A 25,605-nucleotide genomic window follows, 5' to 3' on the forward strand; every position below is an offset into this window, starting at 1 on the left:
ATCAAGGTTTCGGTGATCACCGCCTTCATCCTCGTCGGCGGCTATATGGTGATTTCGCAGTTCGATACCTTGTCGGCCAATTGGTCGCCGTTCATCCCCGAACCGACCGGCGAAAAGGGAGAATATGGCTGGAGCGGCATCATGCGCGCGGCCTCGATCGTGTTCTTCGCCTATATCGGCTTCGAGGCCGTCTCGACCGCCGGCCAGGAGGCCAAGAACCCGCAGCGCGACATGCCGATTGGCATCCTCGGCTCGCTGTTCGTCTGCACCGTGCTCTACATCCTGGTTTCCATCGTGCTCACGCTGGTCGTGAACTACAAGGATCTCAACGTCCCCGATCCGGTCGCCGTGGCGGTCGATTCGTTCGGCCCGCAATGGGCGTGGTTCGCCTCGACGATCAAGGTCGGCGCGATCATCGGCCTGACCTCGGTGATCCTGGTGCTGATGTACGGCCAGACCCGCATCTTCTACACGATGGCGCGCGACGGGCTGATGCCCGCGGTGTTCGCCCGCGTGCACAAAAAGTATCGCACGCCATGGATCAACACATTGGTGGTGGGGCTGCTGGTCGCGATCGCCGCCGGCTTCTTCGACATCAACACATTGGGCGACATGACCTCGGTCGGAACGCTCGCCGCGTTCGGCATCGTCTGCTTCACCGTGATCTGGCTGCGGCGCTCGCACCCCGAGCTGCCGCGCGGCTTCCGCGTGCCTTTCTATCCGGTGCTTCCGATCCTTGGCGTGCTCTCCTGCTTCGGGCTGATCCTCAGCGTCGAGAACCGGGTGCTGGTGTTCTTCGCCTGGTTCATGATCGGCGCGGTCATCCTCTATTTCGTCTACGGGATGCACAACAGCCGGCTGGCGAAAGGCGAATCCCCGCTGGCGCGGCCGGACCTTCCCGAATTCCCGGAGGACGCGCCGACGGTCGACGGCAAACCGGCGATCCGGCCGTAGGCGAGTAGCGGCCGGCGCTGCCCGGTGAAAATATCAGCGCGTGACGATCGGGAGCAGGTCGGCCTCTCCCGGTTTGCCGACGGCCTTCGCTTCACCTGCACCTTCTGGTCGAGGGATGGGCCTATCGCGCCCAGTCGTTGCGCGACGGCGCGCGCCAGATCACCGACGTCCTTTTGCCGGGAGATTTCTGCGGCTGGGCGGCGTCGGCCTCGGACGAAATTGCTCACGAGATACGCGCATCCGGAGCCGTGCGCGTCGCCGTGTTGCGGAAGGACCTCATCGCCGGACGGACATTGCCGGCGCTCGAGCGCGGGCAGGATTGGGCACGAGATGCCGAGGCCCGCATCCTCCGTTCGCGACTGGTCAGCCTCGGCCGCCGGGACGCGCGCGGCCGGGTCGCGCACTTCATTTCGGAAGTTCACGACCGCCTTCAGCGGGTCGGACTTGCGGATGGCGGCATCTTCACCTCTCCGCTCACGCAGGAGCAGCTGGCCGACGTACTCGGACTGACCACGGTCCACGTCAATCGTGTGCTCCAGCGAATCCGCTACGACGGCCTGGTTGCGTACAACAAGCGGCGTGTCTCCATCCTCGACCTTGCTGGCCTGCACGCGGCGGCCGGCTTCGAGGAAGCGGGAATGATCTGATCAGACCCGTCTCGACTGCGGGAGGAGCGGGTTAGCCGAGCTTCGTCGCGACCAGCGCCTTGAGGTCCGCTTCGGGACGCGCGCCATAATGGGAGATCACCTCGGCTGCGGCAATCGCGCCCATCCGCAGGCTCTCTTCGAGCGGGCGGCCCCGCGCGTGGCCGGCGAGGAAGCCGGCGGCGAACAGATCGCCGGCGCCGGTGGTGTCGATCACCTTGGCGACCGGCTCGGCGACGACCTCGGCGCGTTCGCTCCCCCTGATCGCCAGCGCGCCGTGCTCGCTGCGCGTGACGACGAGCAGCGGCAGCTTGCCCTCGACCGCGGCGAGCGCACCTGCAAGATCGGCGGCTTGCGTCAGCGAGACGATCTCGGCTTCGTTGGCGAACAATATATCGATCCGGCCGCTGTCGATCAGCGCCTGGAAGCCGTCGCGATGGCGATCCACGCAGAAGCTGTCGGAGAGGGTGAAGGCGACCTGCCGCGCTGCGCCGCGCGCGATCGCGATCGCTCTTTCCATCGCCGCACGCGGCTCTTCGGGATCCCACAAATAGCCTTCGAGGTAGAGGATCGCGGCATCCTCGATCTGGCGCTGGTCGAGCGCCGCGGCCGGCAGATATTGCGAGGCGCCGAGGAAGGTGTTCATCGTCCGCTGCGCGTCGGACGTCACCAGGATCAGGCAGCGCGCGGTGGCGAGGTCGCCGCCCCGCGGCGAGGTCGCGAACTCGACGCCGAGCGCGCGTATGTCGTGCGCGAACACTTCCCCGAGTTGGTCGGTCGCGACCTGGCCGATGAAGCCCGCGCGCAGCCCGAGCGCGGCGATGCCGGCGACGGTGTTGGCTGCCGATCCGCCGCTCGTCTCGCGGCCCGGCGCCATCCGTCCATAGAGACGCGCCGCCTCGTCCGCGTCGACGAGCCGCATCGATCCCTTGGCGAGCCCCTCACGCGCGAGGAAATCGTCGTCGGCGGAAGCGATCACGTCGACGATGGCATTGCCGATCGCAAGGACGTCGAGACGGGCGTCTGGCACGAGGAACCTCGTTCTGTTGAAGGAGGCGCTGCCGTAACGGTGGGCCGATTTGTTATCAACCGTGCGTCGACCTGCGATCGACCGGCAGTGATTGACGGGCCGGCGGTGCTGCGCGAAGCAGGCGCTGTTGCTGTTCAAGGAGAGCCGATGTTTCGTTCGATCACGCGGCAGACTACGGCCCCACGGGCCCTCGCTGCGGCGATCGGTGCGCTGCTGCTGCTCGCCGGCTGCGTGCCTAGCACGGCTCCCGAGACGCCCGCCGCACGGCCGCGTGCTCCCGTGCTCAACAGGCAGGGGCTCGAAGGGGTGCTCGGCCACGATGCGCGCGCGCTGGAGGCGCAGTTCGGCCGGCCCAACCTCGACGTGCAGGAAGGCGATGCGCGCAAATATCAGTTCGCCAGCGAGATTTGCGTGCTCGACGTCTATCTCTATCCGCCTGCGCGCGGCCGCGAGCCGGTTGCGACCTGGGTCGACGCACGCCTGCCCGACGGCCGCGATATCGACCGCGCATCGTGCGTCGCGGCGCTGATCAGTCGGCAGCAGGGGCGGTAGACTAGCCTCTCTGGGGGAGCCGTTGCAAAACTCCGTTCGCGGTGAGCTTGTCGAACCGCTTTCCTTTCTTGTTCAGAGAAGAAAAGGCCTTCGACAAGCTCAGGCCGAACGGTTTGTGGGTGACCGGCTACTTTTGCAGTGGTGCCGCGCGGGAGGAGACGAGCGAGGAAGCGAGCTGCGCCAAGCCCCACTCCGCAGCTTCCGCCACCACTGGATCCTCGTCATCCACCAATTTCTCGAGCGGCGCGATCAGATCGGCGCGGGCGCTGTTGCCGGCGGCGACGGCGGCGTTGCGCACCATGCGGCCGCGGCCGATGCGCTTAATCGGCGAGCCGGCGAACACCTGGCGGAACGAAGCGTCGTCGAGCGCGAGCAGATCGGCGAGCGGGGGCGCCACCAGCTCGGCGCGCGGAACGAACGCCTGGTTGCGGCGCGCGCTGTCGGCGAAGCGGTTCCACGGGCAGACCGCGAGGCAATCGTCGCAGCCGTAGATGCGGTTGCCGATCGCCTGGCGGAATTCGTGCGGGATCGGCCCCTTATGCTCGATCGTGAGGTAGGAGATGCAGCGCCGCGCATCGAGCTGGAACGGCGCCGGGAAGGCGTCGGTCGGGCAGGCGGCCTGGCAGGCGTTGCAGCTGCCGCAATGCGCAGTGTGCGGTGCGTCCGGCTCGAGATCGAGGCTGGTGTAGATCGCGCCGAGGAACAGCCAATTGCCGTCGGAGCGGCTGACGAGATTGGTGTGCTTGCCCTGCCAGCCGAGGCCGGCCGCCTCGGCGAGCGGCTTTTCCATCACCGGCGCAGTGTCGACGAAGACCTTGAGATCGCCGCCCGCTGTCTTGACCAGCCAGCGCGCGAGCGCCTTCAAGGCCTTCTTGACGACGTCGTGATAATCGGCGCCCTGCGCATAGACCGAGATCCGCCCGACCTCCGGCGCGGCTGCCAGCGCGAGCGGATCGGTGGCGGGCGCGTAGCTCATGCCGAGCGAGATCACCGAGCGGACGTCCTGCCACAGCCCTGCGGGAGAGCCGCGCCGATCCTCATTCTCCATCCAGATCATGTCGCCGTGCGCGCCCGAGGCCAGCCATTGCCGCAGCCGTTCCGCGCTCTTCGGCGCAGCGTCGGCCGGCGCAACTCCGATCGCCGCGAAGCCCAAGGCGCGGGCCTCCCGGTCGAGATCTTCACGGAGCCTTGACTTGCCTTGGTTCATCAGGTGCCGGTACCAGCTCAACGATTAGCGGGATAATCAATAGTGCACAGCGGCGTCGCGATCGAAGCAAAGGGCCTGTTCAAGGCGTTCGACGGGCGCATGGCGGTAGATGGGATCGACATCGCGGTTCCGGAAGGCACCATCTACGGCATCCTCGGACCCAATGGCGCCGGCAAGACCACGACATTGCGCATGCTGCTCGGGATCATCGATCCCGACCAAGGCGAGCGCTGCCTGCTCGGCTATTCGCGGCCGCTCGAGGCTGCGAGCCTGGTCGGCTATCTCCCCGAGGAGCGCGGCCTCTATCCCGCGATGAGCACGCGCGAGGCGGTCGCGTTCATGGGCGCGCTGCGCGGGCTGCCGCGCGCCGAGGGCCGGCGCCGCGCGGAGCACTTGCTCGCCGAGAACGGACTTGGCGATTACGTCCACAAGCCGATCAAATCCTTGTCCAAGGGAATGGCCCAGACGGTGCAATTGCTCGGGACGATCGTCCACGACCCGCGCCTGATCGTGCTCGACGAGCCGTTCTCCGGTCTCGACGCGATCAACCAGGCACGGCTCGAGCGGCTGATCCGGGCGAAGGCGGCCGAGGGCGTGACGATCATCTTCTCGACCCATGTCATCGCCCACGCCGAGCGGCTGTGCGAGCGGATCGCGATCATCACCAACGGCAGGATCAGCTTCGAGGGCAAGGTCGCCGAGGCGCGCGACCGGCTGCGCCCGCAGGTGCGGCTGCGCACCCGAGCGGCCGAAGGCCCGTGGCGCGCGGCGCTTCCCCCCGGCACCGCGCAGGAGGATGGCATCTGGCATTTCGAGCTGCCGCAAGCCGGCATCGAGCCGCTGCTCAAGGCGCTGATCGACGGCGGCGCGGGAATCGAGGATCTCTCGATCGAGCGGCCGGGCCTGCACGACGCGTTCGTCGCGATCGCCGGCGCTCAGGCGGCGCGCGAGATGGAGGAGCTGGACGCCGAGAGCAGGGAGGCCGCGCAATGATGAGCTTCGTGCGCTCGGCTTTCGTGATCGGCCGCCGCGACTTCGTCGCGACCGTCTATTCGAAGACCTTCTTCTTCTTCCTGATCGGGCCGCTGATCGTGATCGGCATATCGGTGCTGTTCGGCAACGTCACCCAGAATGCGGCGCAGCAGGACGTGCGCGTGACCGTCGCGGTCGTCGCCGGCGACCAGGATTATCAGGAGATCGAAGCCGCCCGAACCCGGCTCAACCCGGCATTCGCGGGCAACGACCTGCCCGAGCTGCTCCACATTCCGCCGAGCGGCGATCGGGACGCGCAGGTGAGGGCCCTGCTGCGCTCGAGCGACAAACGGGTGGTCGCGGTGCTCACCGGCGGAGTGGCGCAGCCGACCTTGACCGGATCGGTCGCCGAAGACGGCAATGTTCGCCGGCAGATCAGCCTGATCCTAGACGAGGCGCGCCAGAACCGCTTGCTGGCGCGAAGCTCGGCCGCAAGTCCAGGCCCCGAAGTCCACGTCGTCAGGGTCGCTCAGTCGGCCGGCTCGGTCGCGGCGGTGCGCGCGATCACCGCGCGCGCCGGCCAGCTGGTGCTGTTCATGCTGACCGTCCTGCTGGCCGGCATGCTGCTTTCGAACCTGATCGAGGAAAAATCGAACAAGGTGATCGAAGTGCTTGCCGCCGCGGTGCCGGTCGACGCGATCTTCGTCGGCAAGATCGTCGCGATGCTGGCGGTGTCGCTGGTCGGGATCATCGTCTGGGGAAGCGGTGCCCTGATCGCCGGTGCGGTATGGCGCGCGGGCGGCCCGATGTTGCCCGATCCGGCGGTCGGCTGGCCGCTGTTCGTGCTGCTGGTGCTGCTTTATTATGTCGCCAATTATCTTTTGCTCGGCGCCTTGTTCCTCGGGATCGGCTCGCAAGCCGCGACCGTGCGCGAGGTGCAGACCCTCTCGATGCCGGTCACGGTCGGGCAGATGCTGATCTTCGTGCTCGCCTCGTTCGCGGTCGGGCCGTTCAACAGCCCGATCGGCATCGCGGCCGCGATCTTCCCGTTCAGCTCGCCGCTGACGATGATCGCGCGCGCCGCGCAGGCGCCCGAGCTCTGGCCGCATCTGCTCGCGCTCGCCTGGCAGGCCTTGTGGGTGTGGATGACGATCCGCTTCGGCGCCGCGCTGTTCCGGCGCAACGTGCTGAAGTCGGGAGCGCGGCGCCGATGGTTCAGGCTGCGGAAGGCGCGATGACCGTTAATGCACGAATCGCGCGACGACGTCGCGGTAGCTGCGGCTGACCTTCACCTGGCTGCCCGAATCGAGCACCAGGAAACATTCGCCGTTGGTGTGCGGCTTGACCTGGCGGACGAGGTCGAGGTTGACGATCGTCGAGCGGTGGACCCGCTGAAAGCGGCGCGGGTCGAGCCTTTTTTCGAGATCCTTCATCGTCTCGCGCAGGATCAGAGTGTTGTCGCCGGTGTAGATGCACATATAGTCGCCGGCGGCGTCGATCTTCTCGATCGTGTCGACGTCGACGCGGAAGATCTGGCCGCGGTCCTTGATGTTGATCAGCTTCTCGTAGCGATTCGAACTATGGGCGTCCTCGACGCCCTCGACATTCTCGGCGATCTGCGGCGCGACCTCGGCGAGCACTTCCTTGAGGCGGCCGACCTCCTCGACGCTGCGCCGTTCGGCGAGGCGCTGGCGCACGCGGTCGAGCGTGTCGGCGAGCTTGTCCTCCTCGACCGGCTTCATCAGATAATTGATCGCCTGCACGTCGAACGCGCGCTGCATATGCTCGCCGTAGGCGGTGACGAACACGAACAAAGGCGGCTCGACCTCCATCAGGCCCTGGATGACCGAGAAGCCGTCGAATCCGGGCATCTGGATGTCGAGGAAGACGAGATCGGGCTTCTGTGTCTTGATCGCGCGGATCGCCTCGCGGCCGTTGCTGCATGTCTCCACGATTTCGACGTCGTCGTGCTTCTCGAGGCGCAGCTGGAGCCCCTGGGTCGCCAGCGGCTCGTCGTCCACCAGGATCGTGCGGATGGTCATTTCAATTCCTCGCCTTCGATTTGGTAGGGGATTTCGATGATAACTCCAAACCCCCCGTCAGTGTTCGTTTGAGTCTCAAAACGATGGTCAGGGCCATAGGCCTGCGCCAGACGGTCGCGAATGTTCGCCAGACCGACGCCGGTGGACGGCTGGCCCGGGTTTAGCGCCTGGCCGTCAGACCCGGGTCCGGGTCCGGTGTCGGAGACCGAGATCAGCAGCCGGGAACCCAGCTTGCGCGCGTCGACCGAGATGTCCGCGCCTTCCTCCTGCGCAGTGACCGCATATTTGATCGCATTTTCGATCAGCGGCTGGAGGAGCAAGGAGGGCATTCGCGCCTTGGTCGCGGCAGGGTCGATATGGAAATGCGGCCGCAGCCGGTCCTCGAACCGCATCTTCTCGATCTCGAGATAGAGCTTCAGCGTTTCAACCTCTTGCGCGACGGTGACCTGGCCGGCCGGTTCGTTGACCAGAGTGTAGCGCAAAAAGGACGACAGGCGCGACAGCATCGCATTGGCGCGCTCGGTCTGCTTGAGCAGCACCAGTGTCGAGATCGAATTGAGCGTGTTGAACAGGAAGTGCGGGTTGAGCTGATAGCGCAGCATCGCCAGCTGCGCCGCGCTCGCCTGATGCTCGAGCTGGAGCAACTGGTCGGTCTGCTTTTCGAGGATCAGATAATAATTGATCCCGTAATAGAGCGCCGACCAAGCGGCGAGCAGCGAGAAATCGAGCAGGATGGCGCTCAGGAATTCGATGCCCTGCGGCCTCAGCCCGGGGCGAACGAACGTGGCATGGCTCCAGGTCTCGATCGCCGAGAAGCTGGCCGAGGCGATCAGCACCAGCACGATCGAGGTCGCCCAGGTGATGATCGGCGGCAGCCGGATCAGGCGCCGGAACGCGGCCGCCATCAGCATCGTCATCGAATAGCCGGTCGCGGTCAGCAAGGCGGTGTGGAGAACGAAGGTGAAGCCGAACGAATTGGCAACCCCGGACAAGGTGCGCAGCACGAAATAGCCGGCCCAGCCGGCCGATTGCAGGATCCAGAAGGCGCGATTCTTGTCCTCGAAGAAAGGCTGCTGCTGGAGGCTGACGTGCGGCGGCGGCGCGTCGTCGCGCGTGCTGCCGGCCAGCACCCGCGCCCCGCCGGCGGGGCCATCGGGAAAAGCCAGCGGAAGCGGATCAGTCGCCACTGCGCTCGGCTTTCGCTGCAGGCTGTTGTGTTTTCGCGAGGTCTCCCGGTGCATTTTCGGGCACAACCAGCATCGACCAATCCCCTTCCTCGGCGACATGGGCGGCGACCGCGGCGCGAATGTCCTCGGGCGTCATGCCCTTATAGTCGGAAAGATGGCTGCGTGTATGCTCGATGAGCACAGGCTCGGTCGTCCATTTTTCGAGGGCCGAAAGCCAGTAGCCGTTGGTCTTGATCTGGCGCCCGAGGCCGCTGGTGACGGGGTTTTGGGCGCGCGCGAACTCGTCCGGCGCCACCGGGCGGGTGGCGAGATCGGCGACGATCTCGCGCGCGATGCGGAAGAAGGTGGCGCTGCTCTCCGGCCTGATCTCGGCCGCGGCGACGAATATCCCCCAGGCGGGGAAGCTTTCCGAACTGTTCGCGCTCGCGCTCGGCGAATAGGTCGCGCCTTCCTCTTCGCGGAGCCGATCGAACAGCCGCACCTGGAAGATGTTCGCGGCGAGCGCCAGCGCCCGACGATCGCGAATCCGCCCGGTGCCGCCGAACGTCGACCAGCCGATCAGCGCATAGGCCTGGTCCTTGTCGCCCTTGTGGCTGAACAGGAGCGGCCTTGGATTCGGACGCGGCGGCGCGACCGCTGCCGCTGCCGGCGCCAATGCCGGCTGCGGCCTCGCGGGAAGCGCCCCGATCGTTTTCGCCATCGCTGCAAGCGCTGTCTCGAAGCTGACGTCGCCGACGATGATCGCCTCGATTGGGCCGGTGGCGAGCAGCGGCGCGAACGCCCGCTCCAGATCGGCCGGACGAGCGCCGGCGATCGCCTCCTTCGGAGTCGGCAGCCAGCGCTCGTCGCCGGGATGGGTGACGCCGCCGACCTCGCGTCCCGCGCGGGCGGCCGCCGAGGCGAAGCTCAGCTCGTAATTTTCGAGCGCTCCGGCCTTGTAGCGGTTGAACAAGGCGGCATCCCAGCGCGGATAAGCGAGCTTGGTGGCGAGCAAGCGCAGCTGGTCCGGAAGGTCTTGCGCGTTGGTCGTCCCCGCGAGCACGAGCGCGTCTTCGGCTACGCCGACGTCCATGCCGATCCTGCGGCCGGTGAGCAGCCGCTCCATTGCATCGAGGTCGAGATCGGCAAGGCCCGACGGCGCAATCGCGCCGCTCATCCAAAGCGGCGACGGGGCTTGGGGCGAAAGGCCGGAGATGCCGTTGCCGAGGCGCAGCCGGACCGACACCGAGCCTTTCTCATGTTCGGTCTGCTTGAAGGTCAGGGTCGAGCCGTTGGCGAAGCGGACGATGGTGACGTCCATGTCCTCGATCCGCTGGCGCGAGAGCGGCTTGCCCGGCGGCCCAAGCCGCGGCAGCGCATCGAAGCTGACCTCGCGCTCTCCGGCGCGCGTCGCCGGCAGGGTCTTCTCGGCAGAGTCGAGCGCCGCGGCGACCGCCGCATTGCCGCCCTCGACCGCACGCGGCGTCATCAGGAGGAGGCGCGGACCGGTGCCGCTGAACAGCTTCCCCGTCGCCTTAGCGATCCGCTCCGGGGTCATTTGCGGCGCGAGGCGCTCGAACAAAGCGAGCATCGCCGGGGCGCTCATCACGACGTCCCCCCGGTCGAGCACATTGATCAGCTGCTGCGCGCGTTGCGGCGATCTGACGGTGCTTTCGCCGGCGACCGCGCTATTGAACGCGAGGCGCAGATTGCTGAGCTCGCGGGCGATCTCGGCCTGGCTCGGCGGTGCGCGGAGCGCGTCCCGGACGATTGCGAAATTTTCGGTCAATGCGTCGCGCCAGCGGCCGTCTTTGGCGGTGATCGAGAGCTGCGTCGTGTCGGCGACATGCCGCGTGCGATCGATGCTGACGCCGGCGCCGATGAACGACGCGTCGGCGCGCGCCTTGGCCTCCAGCCGGCGGTTGAGGATCTGCGCAGCAAGCAGCTCGGCAAGCTCGTCGGTTTCACGCGCGACCGTGTCGGGTGAAGCGATGTGGGGCCGCAGCCACAGCAATGTCGCGGTGTAAGGGGCGCCCGGATAGACGAGCGTCTCGACCCGCGGGCCGTCGCTCCTGATCGCGCCGTAATCGGGCACGGGCGGGGTGGCGCCGGTCGCGCGCCAGCCGCCGAAATGCTTGGCGATCAGCTCGGTGAGCATGGCGGGATCGGCATCGCCGACGATCACGACGGTGGCGTTGTCGGGGCGGTACCAGCGTTCGTAGAAGGCGCTGAGGCTTTGCGGCGTGGCCGCGCGCAAGGTCTCGTCGGTGCCGATCGTGTTGCGCGCCGCGATCTTGAGGCCGCGGAAGAACAAGGCACGCGAAACATCGCTGAAGCGGGTCGAGAGCTCGGGCCGGCGGCCTTTTTCGGCGAGCACGATCTTGCGCTCTGCCTCGACGGCAGCGGGGGTGAACGACGCCTTGTCGACCATCTCGGACAGGATCTGAAGGCTCTTGTCGAGCGCGGCACGATCGGCCTGCGGCAGATCGAGCTGGTAGACGGTCTTGGCCGGATCGGTGCTGGCGTTGGTGTCGCTGCCGAAGCTTGCGCCAAGCTGCTGCCAGATATGGCGCGCGTCGCGGTCGGCGAAGCTGCTCGTGCCGCGGAACACCATATGCTCGACGAAATGCGCCGACCCCTGCTCGGGATCGGCTTCGTTGAGCGAGCCGGTGTCGATGCGGACCCTGATCGAGACCTGGCCGGCGGGATAGGTGTTGCGGCGCACGGCATAGCGCAGGCCGTTGGGCAGGGTGCCGAACCGCCAGGCCGGATCCGGTGTGAGGTCGCTCCCCCGGTAGAACCATCCCAAGTCGCCCGCGTCCCGATTTGCAGCGGCCGCATTTCCGGCGGCCCCATTTCCGGCGGTTGGGAGCGGAACGGCGACGAGGAGGAGGAGAGCAGTGACGCAGCGGCGAAGAGCAAGCATTGACTGTTAGCTAGTGGCGGGAAGGGTGTTTGGGAACCATGGCGATCGCCTCTCTTTGCGCACGGCGGTTGACTCGCGGTGAATGAAGGCAGAACATAAAGAGAACAAATGAGTCTCGAGTCGCATGCCCGCTCTTTCTTTGTCCCGGACCGAACGCCTCGCCGCGCTGCGTGCGCAGGTGCGGACGATCGAATCGCAGGCGAGGCGGGAGGCGTACGAATGCCTCCCGTTCGGGATTGAGGCCGTCGATGCAAGGCTCGCGGGTGGCGGCCTCGCCGGGGCCGCGCTGCACGAGATAGCGGGCGCCAAGGCGGGTTTGGCGGACGAGGCCGCAGCCTGCCTGTTCATTGCCGGTCTAGCGGCGCGCCAGGCCGATAAGGTTGGGCCCAAGGCGGGAGCAGACACAAAAGGAACCGTGCTCTGGGCGTTGAAGCGCCGCGATCTGTTCGCGCCTGGCCTTGCCCAGGCCGGTCTTGCGCCCGACCGGCTGATCTACGCCGAATGCGGCTGCGACGAGGATGTGCTCGCCGTGATGGAGGAGGGGCTTCGCCACGGCGGCCTTGCCGCGGTCGTGGGGGAGATCGGGCGCGCCGCGATGGCCTCGACGCGCCGGCTGCAGCTCGCCGCCGAAGCGGGCGGGACGATCGCGCTGATGCTGCGCCGCTGGCGCAGGAACGGCGAGGACCCGCTCGGCCTGCCATCGGCAGCGGCGACGCGCTGGCGGATCGGCTGCGTCCCTTCCGCAATGCTTCCGGTCCCCGGCGTCGGGCGCGCGCGCTGGGAGGTCATGCTCGTCCGCCAGCGCGGCGGCGAGCCGTTCGAATGGATCATGGAGAGTCCCGATGCCGAGGGTCGCCTCGCTCTATCTGCCCACTCTGGCCACCGACCGGCTGCGGCTGGAGCGGGAGAGAAAAGGGCGGCTTGAAGTTTCCTCCCCGGTGAGCAGGTCGCCGTGTCCCCTGGACACGGCTGCGCAGTGTGGGGGCACTGCGCACCTGCTCATGGGAGGGGGACCGCGAAGCGGTGGAGGGGTGGCACCGCTGCCAGCCGAGCAGCCCCTCCACCATGCTGCGCATGGTCCCCCTCCCCGTGCCGGGGAGGATCTGCATGGCGGCGGGTGGCGGCCGGGGGCACGGTGGGCGCGTAGCGATGGTGCTGCCGGCTCCTCAGCCCAAGTACGGCTGCCGGCACAAGGCCAACCCCAACTTCAACCCCAGCCCCTCGTCACCATCCACCGCTCCGGGCAGCGGGTGACGATCGCTGCCGCTTGTCCCGCCGCGCAGGCGCTTGGGCTTGGGCCGGGGATGGCGCTGACCCAGGCGCGCGCGCTGGTTCCCGGCATCGAGGTGGAGGATGCCGATCCGCAAGGCGATGCCGCCTTGCTCGAGCGGCTCGCCTTGTTCGCGGCGCGGCGCTGGACTCCGCGTGCGGCGGTGGCGGGGGCGGACGGTCTGTGGCTCGATCTCAGCGGGGTCGCGCATCTGTTCGGCGGCGAGCAGGCGATGGCCGCGCGCATCGTTCATTTCTGCGCCCGTCTCGGCCTTTTCGCCCGCATTGCGATCGCGGGCACCGCCGGCGCGGCGCATGCGCTGGCGCGGCATGGCCCAGGGAGCGGCGGGGGCAGCGGCGGGGAAATATTGATCTGTGCTCCGGGCGGGGAAGCGCAGGCGCTCGCGCGGCTGCCGATCGCCGCGTTGCGCGTCGCAGACGAAGTGGTGAGCGCGGCCCGCCGGCTTGGCATCGAGACGATCGGCGAGCTGATTGCGATGCCGCGCGGGCCGCTCGGCCGCCGGTTCGGCGCGCCTTTGCTCACCCGTCTCGACCAGGCGCTCGGCCGCGCCGCCGAGGCGGTCGAGCCGATCGTGCCCGAAGCGCCGCCGAGCGCTGCGGCACGGTTCGCCGAGCCGATCGCCAGTGCCGAGGCGATCGCGGCGGCGCTCGGTTCGCTGATCGTCGCGCTCGTCGCGACGCTCGAGAAGAAGGGGCTTGCCGCGCGCCGGCTGATGCTGCGCTGCGCGCGTGTCGATGGCGAGGAGCAGAGGATCGCGATCGGCACTGCCCGCGCGACCCGCGACGGCGCGCATCTGCTGGCCTTGCTGGGGCCAAGGATCGAGACGATCGAGCCGGGCTTCGGGATCGATGCGATGAAGCTCGTCGCCGAGCGCTGCGAGCCGCTCGGCCCAGTCACGATCGAAAGCGCGCTTGCCGGCGAGGCGCCGGCTCCCGACCTCGCGCCGCTGATCGATCGCCTCGCGGGCCGCCTCGGTGCGCACCGCCTGTTCCGGATGAGCGCGGTCGAAAGCGACGTGCCCGAGCGCAGCCTGTGCATTGTGCCGCCGCTCGGGGAGGCAGGCAGCGAGCAGCCCCTACAATGGCCCAAGCAATGGCCACGCCCGGTGCGGTTGCTCGCTCATCCCGAACCGGTCGACAAGGTGGTCGCCTTGCTCCCCGACGGCGCGCCGCGCCGCTTCACCTGGCGCGGCGACACTCATGTCGTCCGCCAGGCCGACGGGCCCGAGCGAATCTATGGCGAATGGTGGCGAAGCCGGAACGAAGCCCAAGCGGTGCGCGACTATTTCCAAGTCGAGGACGAATGCGGCGCGCGTTTCTGGATCTTCCGCCGCGGCGACGGCGTCGATCGCCGCACCGGCGACCTCAGCTGGTATGTGCATGGGGTGTTCGGATGAGGCGCAAATGCAGGGGAGGAGAGCCCCTCCACCATGCTTTGCATGGTCCCCCTCCCCTGCAACTGCAGGGGAGGAATAGATGACCTATGCCGAGCTTCAGGTCACCAGCCATTTCAGCTTTTTGCGTGGCGCGTCGTCGTGCGAGGAATTGTTCGCGGCCGCGGCCAATCTCGGGATTGGGGCGCTTGGCGTCGCCGACCGCAATTCGGTGGCGGGAATGGTGCGCGCCTGGGAAGCGGCCAAGGCGACCGGCGTGCGGCTGGTGCCCGGCTGCCGGCTCGATCTGGTGAGCGGCGAAAGCTTGCTGGTCTATCCGCAGGACCGGCGGGCGTGGTCGCGGCTGACGAGGATGCTCACAGCCGGCCGGCCGCAGCAGCGGGTCGACGAGAAATGGCTCGGCAAGAGCGAGTGCCTGATCGGCTGGGAGCAGGTCGCCGGCGCCGCCGAGAACATGGTTGCCGCCTTGGTCACCGACAAGGCCGACGAGGCGGCGGAGCAGGCGATGCGGCGGCTGCGCGACCTGTTCGGCGATCGTGCCTATGCCGCCATTTCCTATCAGCGCCGGCCCGGCGATGCGATGCGGATCGACCGGCTCGACCGGATGGCGCGCGCGGCGGGGGTCAAGCCGCTCGCCACCGGCGACGTCCTCTATCATTCGCCCGATCGGCGGATGCTGCAGGACGTCGTCACCGCGATCCGCGAGAAATGCACGATCGATCAATTGGGCTTCCGCCGCGAGCGCCATGCCGACCGTCATTTGAAAAGCGCGGCCGAGATGGAGCGATTGTTCGCGCGCTGGCCGCATATGATCGCGGCGAGCGAGGAGATCGTGCGACGCTGCAGCTTCGAGCTCGGCCAGCTCGCCTATCAATATCCAAGCGAGGTCGGTGAAGGCGAAAGCCCCCAGCAATTGCTCGAAGCGCGGGTGCGCGCGGCCGCAGAGCGATCCTTCCCCGACGGGCTTCCCGAGGCCTATGAGCAATTGCTCGGGCACGAGCTGCGGCTGATCTCGAAATTGCGCTACGCGCCTTATTTCCTCACCGTCCATTCGATCGTCAATTTTGCGCGCAGCCAGGGGATCCTCTGCCAGGGGCGCGGCTCTGCGGCCAATTCGGTGGTCTGCTTTCTGCTCGGCATCACCTCGATCGACCCGGTCAAGCACGAATTGCTGTTCGAGCGCTTCATCTCGGGCGAGCGCAACGAACCGCCCGACATCGACGTCGATTTCGAGCATGAGCGGCGCGAGGAGGTGATCCAGTGGATCTACCGCCATTATGGCCGCCAGAGGTCGGCGCTGACGGCGGTCGTCAGCCGCTATCGCGCGCGCGGCGCGGTGCGCGACGTCGGCAAGGCGCTCGGCCTGCCCGAGGATCTGACCGGAGCGCTTGCCGGCCAGATCTGGGGCTGGTCGAACGAGGGCGTGGGCGAGCGCCATCTCCAGGATCTCAACCTCGACGGCGGTGATCCGCGGCTTGCGCTGACGCTCGAGCTTGCCCGCGAGCTGATCGGCACGCCGCGCCATCTCAGCCAGCATCCCGGCGGCTTCGTGCTGACCCAGGATCGCCTGGACGATCTGGTGCCGATCGCCCCGGCGGCGATGGAGGATCGACGGGTGATCGAGTGGGACAAGGACGACATCGACGCCTTGCGCTTCATGAAGGTTGACGTGCTCGGGCTCGGCATGCTCGGCTGCATGCGCCGCGCGTTCGACCTGCTGCGCGAGCATAAGGCGGTCGATATCGGCCTCGCCTCGCCGGTGCTGCAGGACGACGATCCGGCGACCTATCGGATGATCCAGAAGGCCGACACGATCGGTGTCTTCCAGATCGAAAGCCGCGCGCAGATGAGCATGCTGCCGCGGATGAAGCCGCGGGAATTCTACGATCTGGTCATCGAGGTGGCGATCGTTCGCCCCGGGCCGATCCAGGGCGACATGGTCCACCCCTATCTTCGCCGCCGCGAGGGCAAGGAGAAGCCCGAATATCCCAAGCCCGAGCTCAAGGCGGTGCTCAGGAAGACGCTCGGCGTGCCTTTGTTCCAGGAGCAGGCGATGAAGGTCGCGATCGTCGGTGCAGGCTTCACCCCGGCCGAAGCCGACGCGCTGAGGCGGTCGATGGCGACGTTCAAGCAGACCGGCGGCGTCAGCGGCTTCCGCGATAAATTGGTCGAGGGCATGGTCGGCAACGGCTACACGCGCGATTTCGCGGAGCGCACGTTCAAGCAGATCGAGGGCTTCGGCAGCTACGGCTTTCCCGAAAGCCATGCGGCGAGCTTCGCGAAGATCGCTTACGCATCCTCCTGGATGAAATGCCACCATCCCGAAATCTTCTGCGCGGCGCTGCTCAACGCCCAGCCGATGGGCTTCTACGCACCCGCCCAGATCGTCCGCGACGCGCGCGACCATCGAGTCGAGGTCCGGCCGGTGTGCGTGCAGGCGAGCCGGTGGGACTGCACCTTGGAACCTAGATCCTCCCCGGCACGGGGAGGTGGCGCGCGTAGCGCGACGGAGGGGCTGCGCCGAAGCTTCGTCCCGCCAGCCCCTCCACCGCTTCGCGGTCCCCCTCCCATGAGCAGGTGCGCAGTGCCCCCACACGGCGACCTGCTCATCGGGGAGGATCTCCTTCCGGTGCGCCTTGGCCTGCGCCAGGTGAAGGGCCTCTCCAACGATCATGCCGCGCGCATCCTGGCGGTGCGCGACGAGGCGCCGTTCGCGTCGATCGAGGATGTCTGGCGGCGCTCCGGGGTTCCGGTCGCAGCGCTCGAGAAGCTCGCCGACGCCGACGCCTTCCACGGCTTCGGCGTGGATCGCAGGCAGGCCCTGTGGCAGGTGCGCGGGCTCGGCGAGGCGCCCTTGCCGCTGTTCGCGGCCGCTGACCGGCGCGAAGGCGCGCTGATGCACGAGCCGCGGGTGGCGCTGACCCGGATGAGCGATGGGCGCGAGGTCGTCGAGGATTATCGCAGCGTGCAACTTTCGCTGCGCGCCCACCCGCTCGCCTTCCTGCGGCCCGAGCTCGAGCGGCGCGGCATCGTCAGCTGCGCCGATCTGCGCCATATCAAGGACGGCCGCTGGGTCGAGGTCGCCGGGATCGTCCTGGTGCGCCAGCGCCCGGGCTCGACCAACGTCACCTTCGTCACGATCGAGGACGAGACCGGGGTCGCCAACGCGATCATCTGGCAGCAGAAGTTCGAGGCGCAGCGGCGGATCGTGCTGTCCGCGTCGATGATCAGCGTCAAGGGCCGGCTGCAGCGCGAGGGCGAGGTGATCCATGTCATCGCCGATCGCCTGGAGGACCATACGCCAATGCTTCATTCGGTCGGCGCGCTCGAATTTCCCCATCGTCCTTCGCCCGGCGACGGCGCGAGCCATGGCGGGCCGCCCGATCCGCGCGAGCGCTGGAAGCACCGGCCGCGCGACCTCTATCCCGCGCCGCACGGTGCGCGCCGCGACGAGGCCGTGATCCCGGTCAAGAGCCGCGACTTCCATTAGCAGTCTGACGCCGCATTCCTTGTTGCGAAAGCCGGCACCCATCTTTTCGCTTTATGCTGTAATCGCGATCAGCTTCCCCTACCGCGACCGAACCGCTAGAGCCTTCTGATGGCTTATCGCCCGCTCAAATCCCTGCTCATCCCGATCGCTGCAGCGGCGCTGCTCGCCGCCCCGGCTCACGCCTTGAAGCCGCCGCGCGAGGAATCGCCGACGCCGCGCGCGCTTCTCGACGGCATGGGCACGAGCGACGAGGAAATGGCGCGCGAGATTGCGGCAGCCGACCGTCACCCGCTCGGCAGCAGGGACAATCCGATCAGGGTCGGCGGTCCCGAAGGAGAGCGCGCCTATCTCGCGCGCCTGCGCTGCGCCGACAGCTCCGCCCCCGCGATCGGACCCCGCACTGCGGCCGGCGTTGGCGCGTTCGGCTCGATCGTCGCTTCTTATCTGGTCGATTGCGGAATGGCAGGGCCGGCCAAGGCCGAGCTCGTGATGGACATGTACCATGAAGGCCATGCCGAGCATCGCGCGCCGCGCGGGTTCACGATAAAGCCGCTGCGCCCCTGAGCCTCAGCCCTGCCTGGCCCAATGCGCTTCGACCTTCTCCAACTGCGGACTGATCACCGGAGCGCCGCCCGCGCCGGTGAAGCGGCCGTCTGCGTGCCGGACGTAAATCGCGCCCTCATAGGTGAAGGTCCTGGGCCTGCCGGCGAGATATTTGCTGAGCAGCCAGGCTCCGGCGGCGGCGGCGGCCGCGGCCGCGGCCGTGGCAGCGAGGGGAAGCAGACGCTTGATCATCTCATCTCTCCTTCGCAGCGACCCTGTTGCGCGGTCCCCAACCTGTCAATGAGACGTCGCTCGGCGGCGATCGGCCAAAAGCGGGACTGAGCCGTGCGCCGATTGCTCAAGTGGATCGGCACGATGCTGCTGTTCCTGGTCGTCGCGATCTGCCTGGCGCCGACTTTCCTTCCTCCCTTCCTCGACCGCGTCTATTATCGCGGGCCCGTCAGCGATCATTTCGACGGCAAGCGCTTCTTCAATCCGGACGCGAGCGCCGAGGAAGCGGGCCGCCAGGCGGCACGCAGCTCTTTATTGCTCAAGAGCTGGGTGCGCGGCGAGCGCACGTCCTGGCCGGAGCATCTTCCGGTCCGGCAGAGCGTGCCGCCGTCCAGGGTCGCGGGCGATGCGATGCTGGTGACGTGGATCGGCCATGCCAGCGTGCTGATCCAGACGCAGGGGCTCAACATCCTCACCGATCCGGTCTGGTCCGAACGAGTCTCGCCTTTCTCGTTCATCGGGCCGACGCGGGTGCGCGCGCCGGGGGTGGCGTTCGACAGCCTGCCGAAGATCGACCTCGTGCTCGTCAGCCACAATCATTACGATCATCTCGACCTTGCCACGCTCGAACGGCTGTGGGCGCGCGATCGGCCACTGATCGTGACGCCGCTGGGCAACGACACGATCCTCAAGGCCAAAGGCGTGGCTTCGGTCGCGGCCGATTGGGGCGGGCGCGTGCCGGTGCGCGACGGCATCGACGTGCTGGTCGAACGCAACCATCATTGGAGCTCGCGCTGGGGCGCCGATCGCAACCGGGCCTTGTGGTCCGGGTTCACCGTGCGGCTGCCTGGCGGCAACATCTTCTTCGCCGGAGACACGGCGCTCGGCGACGGCATGTGGATCCGCCAAGCCGCGGCGCACGGGCCGTTCCGTTTCGCGATGATCCCGATCGGGGCTTATGAGCCGCGCGACTTCATGAAGAGCCATCACGTCAACCCCGAAGAAGCGATGGCGATTTTCGCCGGGCTCGATCCCAGGATGGCGCTCGGCATTCACTGGGGGACGGTGCAGCTCACCAACGAAGCGATCGACGATCCGCCGCGGCGGATCGCAGCGCTGAGGCGTGCGCGCGGGCTTGCATCGGGGCGGTTCGTCGCACCGCTGCCCGGGGCGAGCTTCCGGGTGCCGTAGCCCTGCAGGCGGCTTCCCCCGACCTCCTGGCGATCAGGGCCGTTCGGGGCAGGCGCCGAGCCAGGTTCCGGTGATCTTGGCGCTGGTGCGCATCACGTTCGGGACGCCGCTGGTGACCGCCGTCGCATCGAGCGTGTAGCTGGTCGGCGTATATTTGCCGCCGAGCGTCATTGTGATCGAGCCAGGGGTCGCGGTGCAGACGATGGTCGCGTCGAGGCGCCCGTCGCGCATGCTGAAGCTGCGATATTTGCATTCGCTTTCGCTGCTGCCGGCGAAGAAATTGGCGTCGGGACGCTTCGACGATAAGGCCGGCAGGCATTGCACCGAGGCGCCGCTGGCCGCCGCGATCTCACGCTTGCTTTGCGCCTCCAGCCCCGCCTTGGCGACTCCGACCATCTCCTGCTTCGTCTCCCAGCGGCCGGCGAGCAGCGCGTTCGGATCGGCGCCCTGCGCGGCCGCGTCGGCGCGCACGTCATTCTCCTGCGCCACCGTCTTGCCCTGGCTGGAGGGCTGCTGCGATCCGCAGGCCGCGAGCGCGGCCAGAGCAAGCGCGATCATCGAGGTCCGGACCATCTTTTCTTCCCTGAATCGTTAAGTCGGGTTGAGGATAAGCCATTAAAAGCTAACGATCCCCTTCCTCAGCGGCGACAGCTGGAGGTTCGGGCATCAGCAGGCGCAGCGCCTTCGGCCGCACGCGATAGTGGAGCGGGGGTGCGAGGTGCAACGTCTCGCCGTCGGCGGAAACGGACAGCGCCGCCCGGCGCGAATGGATCTCGGCCTCGTGCACCGCGGTGAGACTGATGAAATCCCGCTGCTGGTCGAGCCTCCCGATCAGCCCGCGCAGCGCCAGGCCGAGGAACTGGAGCCGGCTCCGCGCGAGTACCGCGTACAGGCAGAGCTCGCCATCCTGGAGGCCGAGCCGCCGGCCGAGCGCCAGCAGCGAGGTCTGATAGAGGTTGTTGCCGACGAACAGCAACGGAGTCTCGATCGGCTGCTCGCGGCCGGCGATCCTGATCGTCAGCCGGTGCCGGCTGAAGTGGCGGAGCGCGCGAACGCTCGCGACGAGCATCGCGAGCCGCTTGCTGTGCCCCAGGCGCTTGCGCAGCGCCTCGCGCTGGCGAACCATCAGCGGATAAAGGCCGACCGAGCTGTTGTTGACGAAGATATGGCCGTTGACCTCGGCGATGTCGATCGCTTCGGCGTGGCCGGCCGCGATCACCGCCACCGCGGCGTCGCGGCCGTTCGGAATGCCAGCGTCGCGCGCGAGATGGTTGAGCGTGCCGAGCGGCAACAGACCCAAGGTCAATCCAGCCTCGACCGCCACTGCGGCTGCAAGGCTGACGGTGCCGTCGCCGCCGCCGGCGATCAGCGCATCCAGCCCCGCTTCGCCGGCGGCGCTCTCGAATGCGGCTTGCAGCGCGTCGGGCGCGGCGAGGATGATCTTGGCCTCCACGCCCACGTCCGCGAACGCGCGGGCGAGGCTTTCCGCAAGCTCCGCCTCGTCGTTCCCAACGGTGCCGCCGCTCCGGTTGATGACCGCAGTTACGCGCATGGTCCGCTTCTCCGGCGATCCGCCGGCGACGATACGCATGAGCGGCCTCGATCTTGCGTCGTGAAACGTAGCGTTCGGCCCGAGCAATGACCATATAGGGACCATGGCCATTGCGATCAGAACCGGACTCGACGAGCCCGATACCGCCCAAAACTTCGTTCCCCATCGCCCCCAACGCCCCGAGAAGGCGGAGGGCGGCAAGGCGTTCAGGATCGTCGCCGATTACGAGCCCGCGGGCGACCAGCCGGCGGCGATCGCGGAGCTGGTCGAGCAGGCGCAGAAGGGCGAGCAGACCCAGGTGCTGCTCGGCGTCACCGGCTCCGGCAAGACCTTCACGATGGCCAAGATGATCGAGGAGCTGCAGCGGCCGGCGCTGGTGCTCGCGCCGAACAAGACGCTGGCGGCGCAGCTCTACGGCGAATTCAAGAGCTTCTTTCCCGACAATGCGGTCGAGTTTTTCGTCAGCTATTACGATTATTACCAGCCCGAGGCCTATGTGCCGCGCTCCGACACCTACATCGAGAAGGAAAGCTCGGTGAACGAGGCGATCGACCGGATGCGACATTCGGCGACCCGGTCCTTGCTCGAGCGCGACGACGTGATCATCGTCGCTTCGGTGTCGTGCATTTACGGCATCGGCTCGGTCGAGACCTATTCGGCGATGACGTTCGCGCTCAAGAAAGGCGACAGCGTCGATCAGCGCGAGATCGTCCGCAAGCTGGTCGCGCTGCAATATAAGCGCAACGACCAGGCGTTCGCGCGCGGCAATTTCAGGGTGCGCGGCGACAATCTCGAGATCTTTCCGTCCCACTATGAGGACACCGCCTGGCGCGTGACCTTCTTCGGCGACGACATCGAGGAAATCGTCGAGTTCGATCCGCTGACCGGCAAGAAGGTCGCCAGCCTCGATTCCGTGAAGATCTACGCGAATTCGCACTATGTGACTCCGGGGCCGACCCTGAAGCAGGCGATGGAGGCGATCCGGCATGAGCTTTCCGAGCGGCTCAAGGAGCTGGTCGCGGAAGGCAAGTTGCTCGAGGCGCAACGGCTCGAGCAGCGCACCAATTTCGATCTCGAGATGATCGCCGCCACCGGTTCGTGCGCGGGCATCGAGAATTACAGCCGCTTCCTCACCGGCCGCCTTCCGGGCGAGCCGCCGCCGACCTTGTTCGAATATCTTCCCGAGAACGCGTTGCTGTTCGTCGACGAGAGCCACCAGACCGTGCCGCAGATCGGCGCGATGGCGCGCGGCGACCACCGCCGCAAGATCACCCTCGCCGAATATGGTTTTCGTCTGCCGAGCTGCATCGACAACCGGCCTTTGCGCTTCAACGAATGGGATGCGATGCGGCCGCAATCGGTGGCGGTCTCGGCCACGCCGGGGCCGTGGGAGATGGAGCAGACCGGCGGCGTCTTTTCGGAGCAGGTGATCCGCCCGACCGGGCTGATCGATCCGCCGGTCGAGATCAGGCCGGTCGAGGATCAGGTCGACGATCTGATCGCCGAGGCCAAGGCCACCGCGAAGAAAGGCTATCGCAGCCTCGTCACCACGCTTACCAAACGCATGGCCGAGGATCTGACCGAATTCCTGCACGAGGCGGGGCTTCGGGTCCGCTACATGCATTCCGATGTCGAGACGCTCGAGCGCATCGAGCTGATCCGGGACCTGCGGCTCGGTGTCTATGACGTGCTGGTCGGGATCAACCTGCTGCGCGAAGGGCTCGACATCCCCGAATGCGGGCTGGTCGCGATCCTCGATGCCGACAAGGAGGGCTTCCTCCGCTCCGAGACGTCGCTGATCCAGACCATCGGCCGCGCCGCGCGCAACGTCGAGGGGCGGGTGATCCTTTATGCCGACCGTATCACCGGATCGATGGAGCGCGCGCTCCGCGAGACCGATCGCCGCCGCGAGAAGCAGAAAGCCTATAACGAGGCGAACGGCATCACCCCGACGACAATCAAGCGCAACATCGCCGACATCCTCTCCGACGTCTCGAACCGCGATGGCGTGATCGTCGATACCGGCGACGAGGAGCGGCCGCATCTCGTCGGCCACAATCTGCGCGCCTATATCGAGGATCTCGAGCAAAGGATGCGCAAGGCCGCCGCCGATCTCGAGTTCGAGGAGGCCGGCCGGCTACGCGACGAGATACGGCGGCTGGAGGCGGACGAATTGGGATTGCCCGATCATGAGCGCAAGGCGCCGCTGCTCGGCCATTCGAACGAAGGAAAGCCGGGAACGCGCAAGACCCGCTACGGCAAGCAGAAGCAGATCCGGATGGGCAAAAGGGCGTCGGGGCGGCGCTAGCGCCCATCTTTGCCGAGGGCGCGTCGCGCCCATTGCCGGCGAAGGTCCCTCGCGCAGATGCGTCCGTTCGCCGATCGTCGCTTTACGCTTGGATCGAAACGCCGCGCATGCTGTTGAGCATTGCCTAGTAGAAGCGTGGAGCGGGCGAATGCGATCAGCGGGCGGAGTTTGGATTGTCGGGGCATTTGCGCTGCTGGCGGCCTGTGTACCACAGCCAAGTTCCCCACCACCGCCGGCGCCCTCGCCTGCTCCCGTGCTGCCGCCACCGGCGGTTCCGCAACCGAGGGCGACCGACTGGCGCGATCTGCCGTTGAGCGGCGGTGTCTGGGGCTATCGAAGCGATGCCTCGGCCTCCGAAGCAGCGTTCGGGCCGGCCGGCCACGCGAGCTTCGCGCTTCGCTGCGACCGTGCGCGCCGCGAGATCGTGCTGGCGCGCGACGGGATCACGAGCGGCAACACGATGACGATCCGCACGTCTTCGGGGACGCGCAATTTCCCGCTGTCGGTGCGGACCGAGCCGACGCCGACCGTCTACTCGACCATCGGCGCAAGCGATCGCTTCCTGGACAGCATCGCGTTCAGCCGCGGCCGCTTCACGGTCGAGGTACCAGGGACGGCGATGCTGGTGATCCCGGCATGGCCCGAGCCTTCGCGCGTGATCGAGGATTGCAGGGGGTGAGGGGCGCCGCCGGCGCGGCGCGAGCCAAAAAGGATTACCCAAAAGTTTTTTGATTACAAGACTTGATCGCTGATGCCCGAGGACTCATTATCACCTTGTCTTCAACAATGCGAAAGGAGGTGATCCGATGTCTCATGGTTCAGCAGAGGGGTCGGTTCAGTTCGTTCGGGAGATGAAAGGCTAAGCCTTTCCGGTCTCTCCCGGGCTGGAGCTTCCGGCCGCTGACCATGTTTGGGGGGTCGTCGAACCAGGTTCGGCGACCCTTCGGCTTTTTCGAGCCCATCCTTTTTTAGAGCCCCCCTTCCGCTCAGCGGTCGCGCGGCAAAGCCCTCGCGCGGCGGCGTCCGCGTGCGACATATTTCTCGCTGACGCGGACCGAGCGCGTCGCAATCGTGACTTCCGCCAGGAACAGCAGCAGGCCGCAGGTCAGGCTGATCATCGCGGCGACGAACAGCAACGAGATCGGCACCGCGAACTTGATCGCGACGATGTCGGCAACGAACAGGATCATGACGACGAGGCAGATGAGAAGGGCGGCGGTGGTGCACAATCCGATCGCCCAGTGGCAGATCGCCATCCGCCGATCGAGGATCTCGAGCTCCTTCAATTCGATCTCATCCTCCTCCTCTTGGGCTTCGGCAAGATGACGCTCGATCTGGCGGGCGCGATCGACGACTCTCGCGAGCCGCGCCGCGAAGACGTTGAGCAGGCTGCCGATGCCCGCGAGCAGGAACACCGGCGCCACCGCGAGCTGGATGATGTGCGCAATCGAGCTGATGTCGGGAGCCGGCATATCGTCCGCCATAAGCGGCAGCCCGGCCCCCGCCAACCGTCAAACGCGTCGCCAGGAGCCGCGGCTGGGGCTAATAGAGTCCGATGATCCGGATGGCCTTCTTCGCCGCAACAGCCTTGACTGCGGCACCGGCGCGCGCTGCGCCCGACATAGAAGGCGATTGGGTGACGCAGGACCGCAGCGCGCTGATCACGATCGCGCCGTGCGGAGCGAGACTGTGCGGCACGATCGCCAGGGCGCTGATCATCAAGCCCGGACATCCCCAAACCGACGTCCACAATCCCGACCCGCGTCTTCGCGAGCGAAAGCTGATCGGCATGACGATCCTCAGCGGCTTCTCGCCGGGACGGGACCGGTGGGACAAGGGACGGATCTACGATCCGGAAAGCGGCAGGACCTATCGTTCCGTGCTGAAGCTCAACCCGGACCAGTCGCTCAAGGTGAGCGGCTGCATCGCTTTCTTCTGCCGGTCACAGCGCTGGACGCGGCGATAGGGGGTCGGGCAGGTCGGTGCCCGCGCTCGACCGGTCTGAAGCCGCTCAGCTCGACGCTTCGGGCTGCGGTGCACCGCTATCCAGCACTCGCGGCCTGCCCGATCGAGCGCCGCGGGAACGGCGGGAGCACGGCGGACGTTTCCTCCT

22 protein-coding genes are annotated in these 25,605 nt (G+C 67.2%); 13 read left to right on the forward strand and 9 right to left on the reverse strand.

What is annotated here, in order from left to right; genetic code table 11:
- A partial coding sequence (locus V6M48_RS03590) for an APC family permease (protein ID WP_332811154.1) occupies window positions 1-954 on the forward strand: 954 nt, incomplete at its 5' end.
- 137 nt (window positions 955-1,091) lie between these two features.
- On the forward strand, window positions 1,092-1,601 hold the full coding sequence (locus V6M48_RS03595; protein WP_332811155.1) for a Crp/Fnr family transcriptional regulator: 510 nt from the start codon (window positions 1,092-1,094) through the stop codon (window positions 1,599-1,601).
- Between the two features lie 31 nt (window positions 1,602-1,632).
- Here V6M48_RS03595 and V6M48_RS03600 read toward each other — a convergent pair whose 3' ends face one another.
- Window positions 1,633-2,628 carry an adenosine kinase gene (locus V6M48_RS03600; protein WP_332811156.1) on the reverse strand — a complete coding sequence of 332 codons (996 nt, stop codon included), beginning with the start codon at window positions 2,626-2,628 and terminating at the stop codon, window positions 1,633-1,635.
- Window positions 2,629-2,775: 147 nt separating this feature from the next.
- On the opposite strand from V6M48_RS03600, the gene V6M48_RS03605 reads away from it, so the two are divergent.
- Complete coding sequence (locus V6M48_RS03605; RefSeq protein WP_332811157.1) at window positions 2,776-3,180, forward strand: hypothetical protein; 405 nt, start codon at window positions 2,776-2,778, stop codon at window positions 3,178-3,180.
- Window positions 3,181-3,307: 127 nt separating this feature from the next.
- Here V6M48_RS03605 and queG read toward each other — a convergent pair whose 3' ends face one another.
- Window positions 3,308-4,387, reverse strand: a complete 1,080-nt coding sequence (queG, locus tag V6M48_RS03610) for a tRNA epoxyqueuosine(34) reductase QueG (protein ID WP_332811158.1) — start codon at window positions 4,385-4,387, stop codon at window positions 3,308-3,310.
- Window positions 4,388-4,486: 99 nt separating this feature from the next.
- On the opposite strand from queG, the gene V6M48_RS03615 reads away from it, so the two are divergent.
- Complete coding sequence (locus V6M48_RS03615; RefSeq protein WP_332811174.1) at window positions 4,487-5,380, forward strand: ABC transporter ATP-binding protein; 894 nt, start codon at window positions 4,487-4,489, stop codon at window positions 5,378-5,380.
- Window positions 5,377-6,597 carry an ABC transporter permease gene (locus V6M48_RS03620; protein ID WP_332811159.1) on the forward strand — a complete coding sequence of 407 codons (1,221 nt, stop codon included), beginning with the start codon at window positions 5,377-5,379 and terminating at the stop codon, window positions 6,595-6,597. Before V6M48_RS03615 ends, V6M48_RS03620 begins: the two co-directional genes overlap by 4 nt.
- A 3-nt stretch (window positions 6,598-6,600) precedes the next feature.
- On the opposite strand, the gene V6M48_RS03625 is transcribed toward V6M48_RS03620, so the two are convergent.
- Genes V6M48_RS03625 through V6M48_RS03635 form a run of 3 tightly spaced genes read right to left on the reverse strand, consistent with a single transcriptional unit; the run spans window position 6,601 to window position 11,376 of the window.
- Complete coding sequence (locus V6M48_RS03625) at window positions 6,601-7,401, reverse strand: LytR/AlgR family response regulator transcription factor (protein ID WP_332811160.1); 801 nt, start codon at window positions 7,399-7,401, stop codon at window positions 6,601-6,603.
- A complete protein-coding gene (locus tag V6M48_RS03630) occupies window positions 7,398-8,528 on the reverse strand; it encodes a sensor histidine kinase (RefSeq protein ID WP_332811175.1) in 1,131 nt (376 codons plus the stop codon). The genes V6M48_RS03625 and V6M48_RS03630 overlap by 4 nt, the downstream gene beginning before the upstream one ends.
- Window positions 8,529-8,577: 49 nt before the next feature.
- Window positions 8,578-11,376 carry a M16 family metallopeptidase gene (locus V6M48_RS03635; RefSeq protein WP_332811161.1) on the reverse strand — a complete coding sequence of 933 codons (2,799 nt, stop codon included), beginning with the start codon at window positions 11,374-11,376 and terminating at the stop codon, window positions 8,578-8,580.
- Between the two features lie 241 nt (window positions 11,377-11,617).
- Between V6M48_RS03635 and V6M48_RS03640 the strand changes: the two genes are divergently transcribed.
- The 4 genes from V6M48_RS03640 to V6M48_RS03655 all read left to right on the forward strand — a co-directional run bounded on the left by V6M48_RS03640 (window position 11,618) and on the right by V6M48_RS03655 (window position 18,231).
- Window positions 11,618-12,418 (forward strand): ImuA family protein, encoded by an 801-nt coding sequence (locus V6M48_RS03640; protein WP_332811162.1) that lies wholly within the window; start codon window positions 11,618-11,620, stop codon window positions 12,416-12,418.
- A gap of 256 nt (window positions 12,419-12,674) precedes the next feature.
- A complete protein-coding gene (locus V6M48_RS03645; RefSeq protein ID WP_443019042.1) occupies window positions 12,675-14,180 on the forward strand; it encodes a DUF6504 family protein in 1,506 nt (501 codons plus the stop codon).
- Window positions 14,181-14,259: 79 nt separating this feature from the next.
- Entirely contained in the window at window positions 14,260-17,667 is a 3,408-nt protein-coding gene (locus tag V6M48_RS03650) for an error-prone DNA polymerase (protein WP_332811164.1), read from the forward strand.
- Between the two features lie 108 nt (window positions 17,668-17,775).
- The gene (locus V6M48_RS03655) at window positions 17,776-18,231 is read left to right on the forward strand and encodes a hypothetical protein (protein ID WP_332811165.1); all 456 of its coding nucleotides are present in this window, start codon (window positions 17,776-17,778) and stop codon (window positions 18,229-18,231) included.
- 3 nt (window positions 18,232-18,234) lie between these two features.
- Here the strand turns inward: V6M48_RS03655 and V6M48_RS03660 are convergent, their stop codons facing one another.
- Window positions 18,235-18,462, reverse strand: a complete 228-nt coding sequence (locus V6M48_RS03660; RefSeq protein ID WP_332811166.1) for a hypothetical protein — start codon at window positions 18,460-18,462, stop codon at window positions 18,235-18,237.
- 93 nt (window positions 18,463-18,555) lie between these two features.
- Here V6M48_RS03660 and V6M48_RS03665 point away from each other — a divergent pair, with 93 nt between their 5' ends.
- Entirely contained in the window at window positions 18,556-19,632 is a 1,077-nt protein-coding gene (locus V6M48_RS03665; protein ID WP_332811167.1) for an MBL fold metallo-hydrolase, read from the forward strand.
- A gap of 33 nt (window positions 19,633-19,665) precedes the next feature.
- Here the strand turns inward: V6M48_RS03665 and V6M48_RS03670 are convergent, their stop codons facing one another.
- Together V6M48_RS03670 and V6M48_RS03675 are read right to left on the reverse strand one after the other, a co-directional pair.
- Window positions 19,666-20,205 (reverse strand): DUF3617 domain-containing protein, encoded by a 540-nt coding sequence (locus V6M48_RS03670; RefSeq protein WP_332811168.1) that lies wholly within the window; start codon window positions 20,203-20,205, stop codon window positions 19,666-19,668.
- 49 nt (window positions 20,206-20,254) lie between these two features.
- The gene (locus V6M48_RS03675; protein ID WP_332811169.1) at window positions 20,255-21,223 is read right to left on the reverse strand and encodes a diacylglycerol/lipid kinase family protein; all 969 of its coding nucleotides are present in this window, start codon (window positions 21,221-21,223) and stop codon (window positions 20,255-20,257) included.
- A gap of 64 nt (window positions 21,224-21,287) precedes the next feature.
- Here V6M48_RS03675 and uvrB point away from each other — a divergent pair, with 64 nt between their 5' ends.
- Both uvrB and V6M48_RS03685 read left to right on the forward strand, forming a co-directional pair.
- Entirely contained in the window at window positions 21,288-23,492 is a 2,205-nt protein-coding gene (gene uvrB / locus V6M48_RS03680) for an excinuclease ABC subunit UvrB (protein WP_332811170.1), read from the forward strand.
- Between the two features lie 253 nt (window positions 23,493-23,745).
- Window positions 23,746-24,171, forward strand: a complete 426-nt coding sequence (locus V6M48_RS03685; protein ID WP_332811171.1) for a hypothetical protein — start codon at window positions 23,746-23,748, stop codon at window positions 24,169-24,171.
- 307 nt (window positions 24,172-24,478) lie between these two features.
- Here V6M48_RS03685 and V6M48_RS03690 read toward each other — a convergent pair whose 3' ends face one another.
- The gene (locus tag V6M48_RS03690; protein WP_332811172.1) at window positions 24,479-24,976 is read right to left on the reverse strand and encodes a DUF2721 domain-containing protein; all 498 of its coding nucleotides are present in this window, start codon (window positions 24,974-24,976) and stop codon (window positions 24,479-24,481) included.
- A gap of 71 nt (window positions 24,977-25,047) precedes the next feature.
- Here V6M48_RS03690 and V6M48_RS03695 point away from each other — a divergent pair, with 71 nt between their 5' ends.
- Window positions 25,048-25,458: a DUF2147 domain-containing protein gene (locus V6M48_RS03695; protein ID WP_332811173.1), complete on the forward strand. Its 411-nt coding sequence runs from the start codon at window positions 25,048-25,050 to the stop codon at window positions 25,456-25,458.
- Window positions 25,459-25,605 lie beyond the last annotated feature (147 nt).

The sequence above is a fragment of the Sphingomonas sp. genome (assembly GCF_036677245.1).
In the GTDB taxonomy this organism is placed as follows: Bacteria; Pseudomonadota; Alphaproteobacteria; order Sphingomonadales; family Sphingomonadaceae; genus Allosphingosinicella.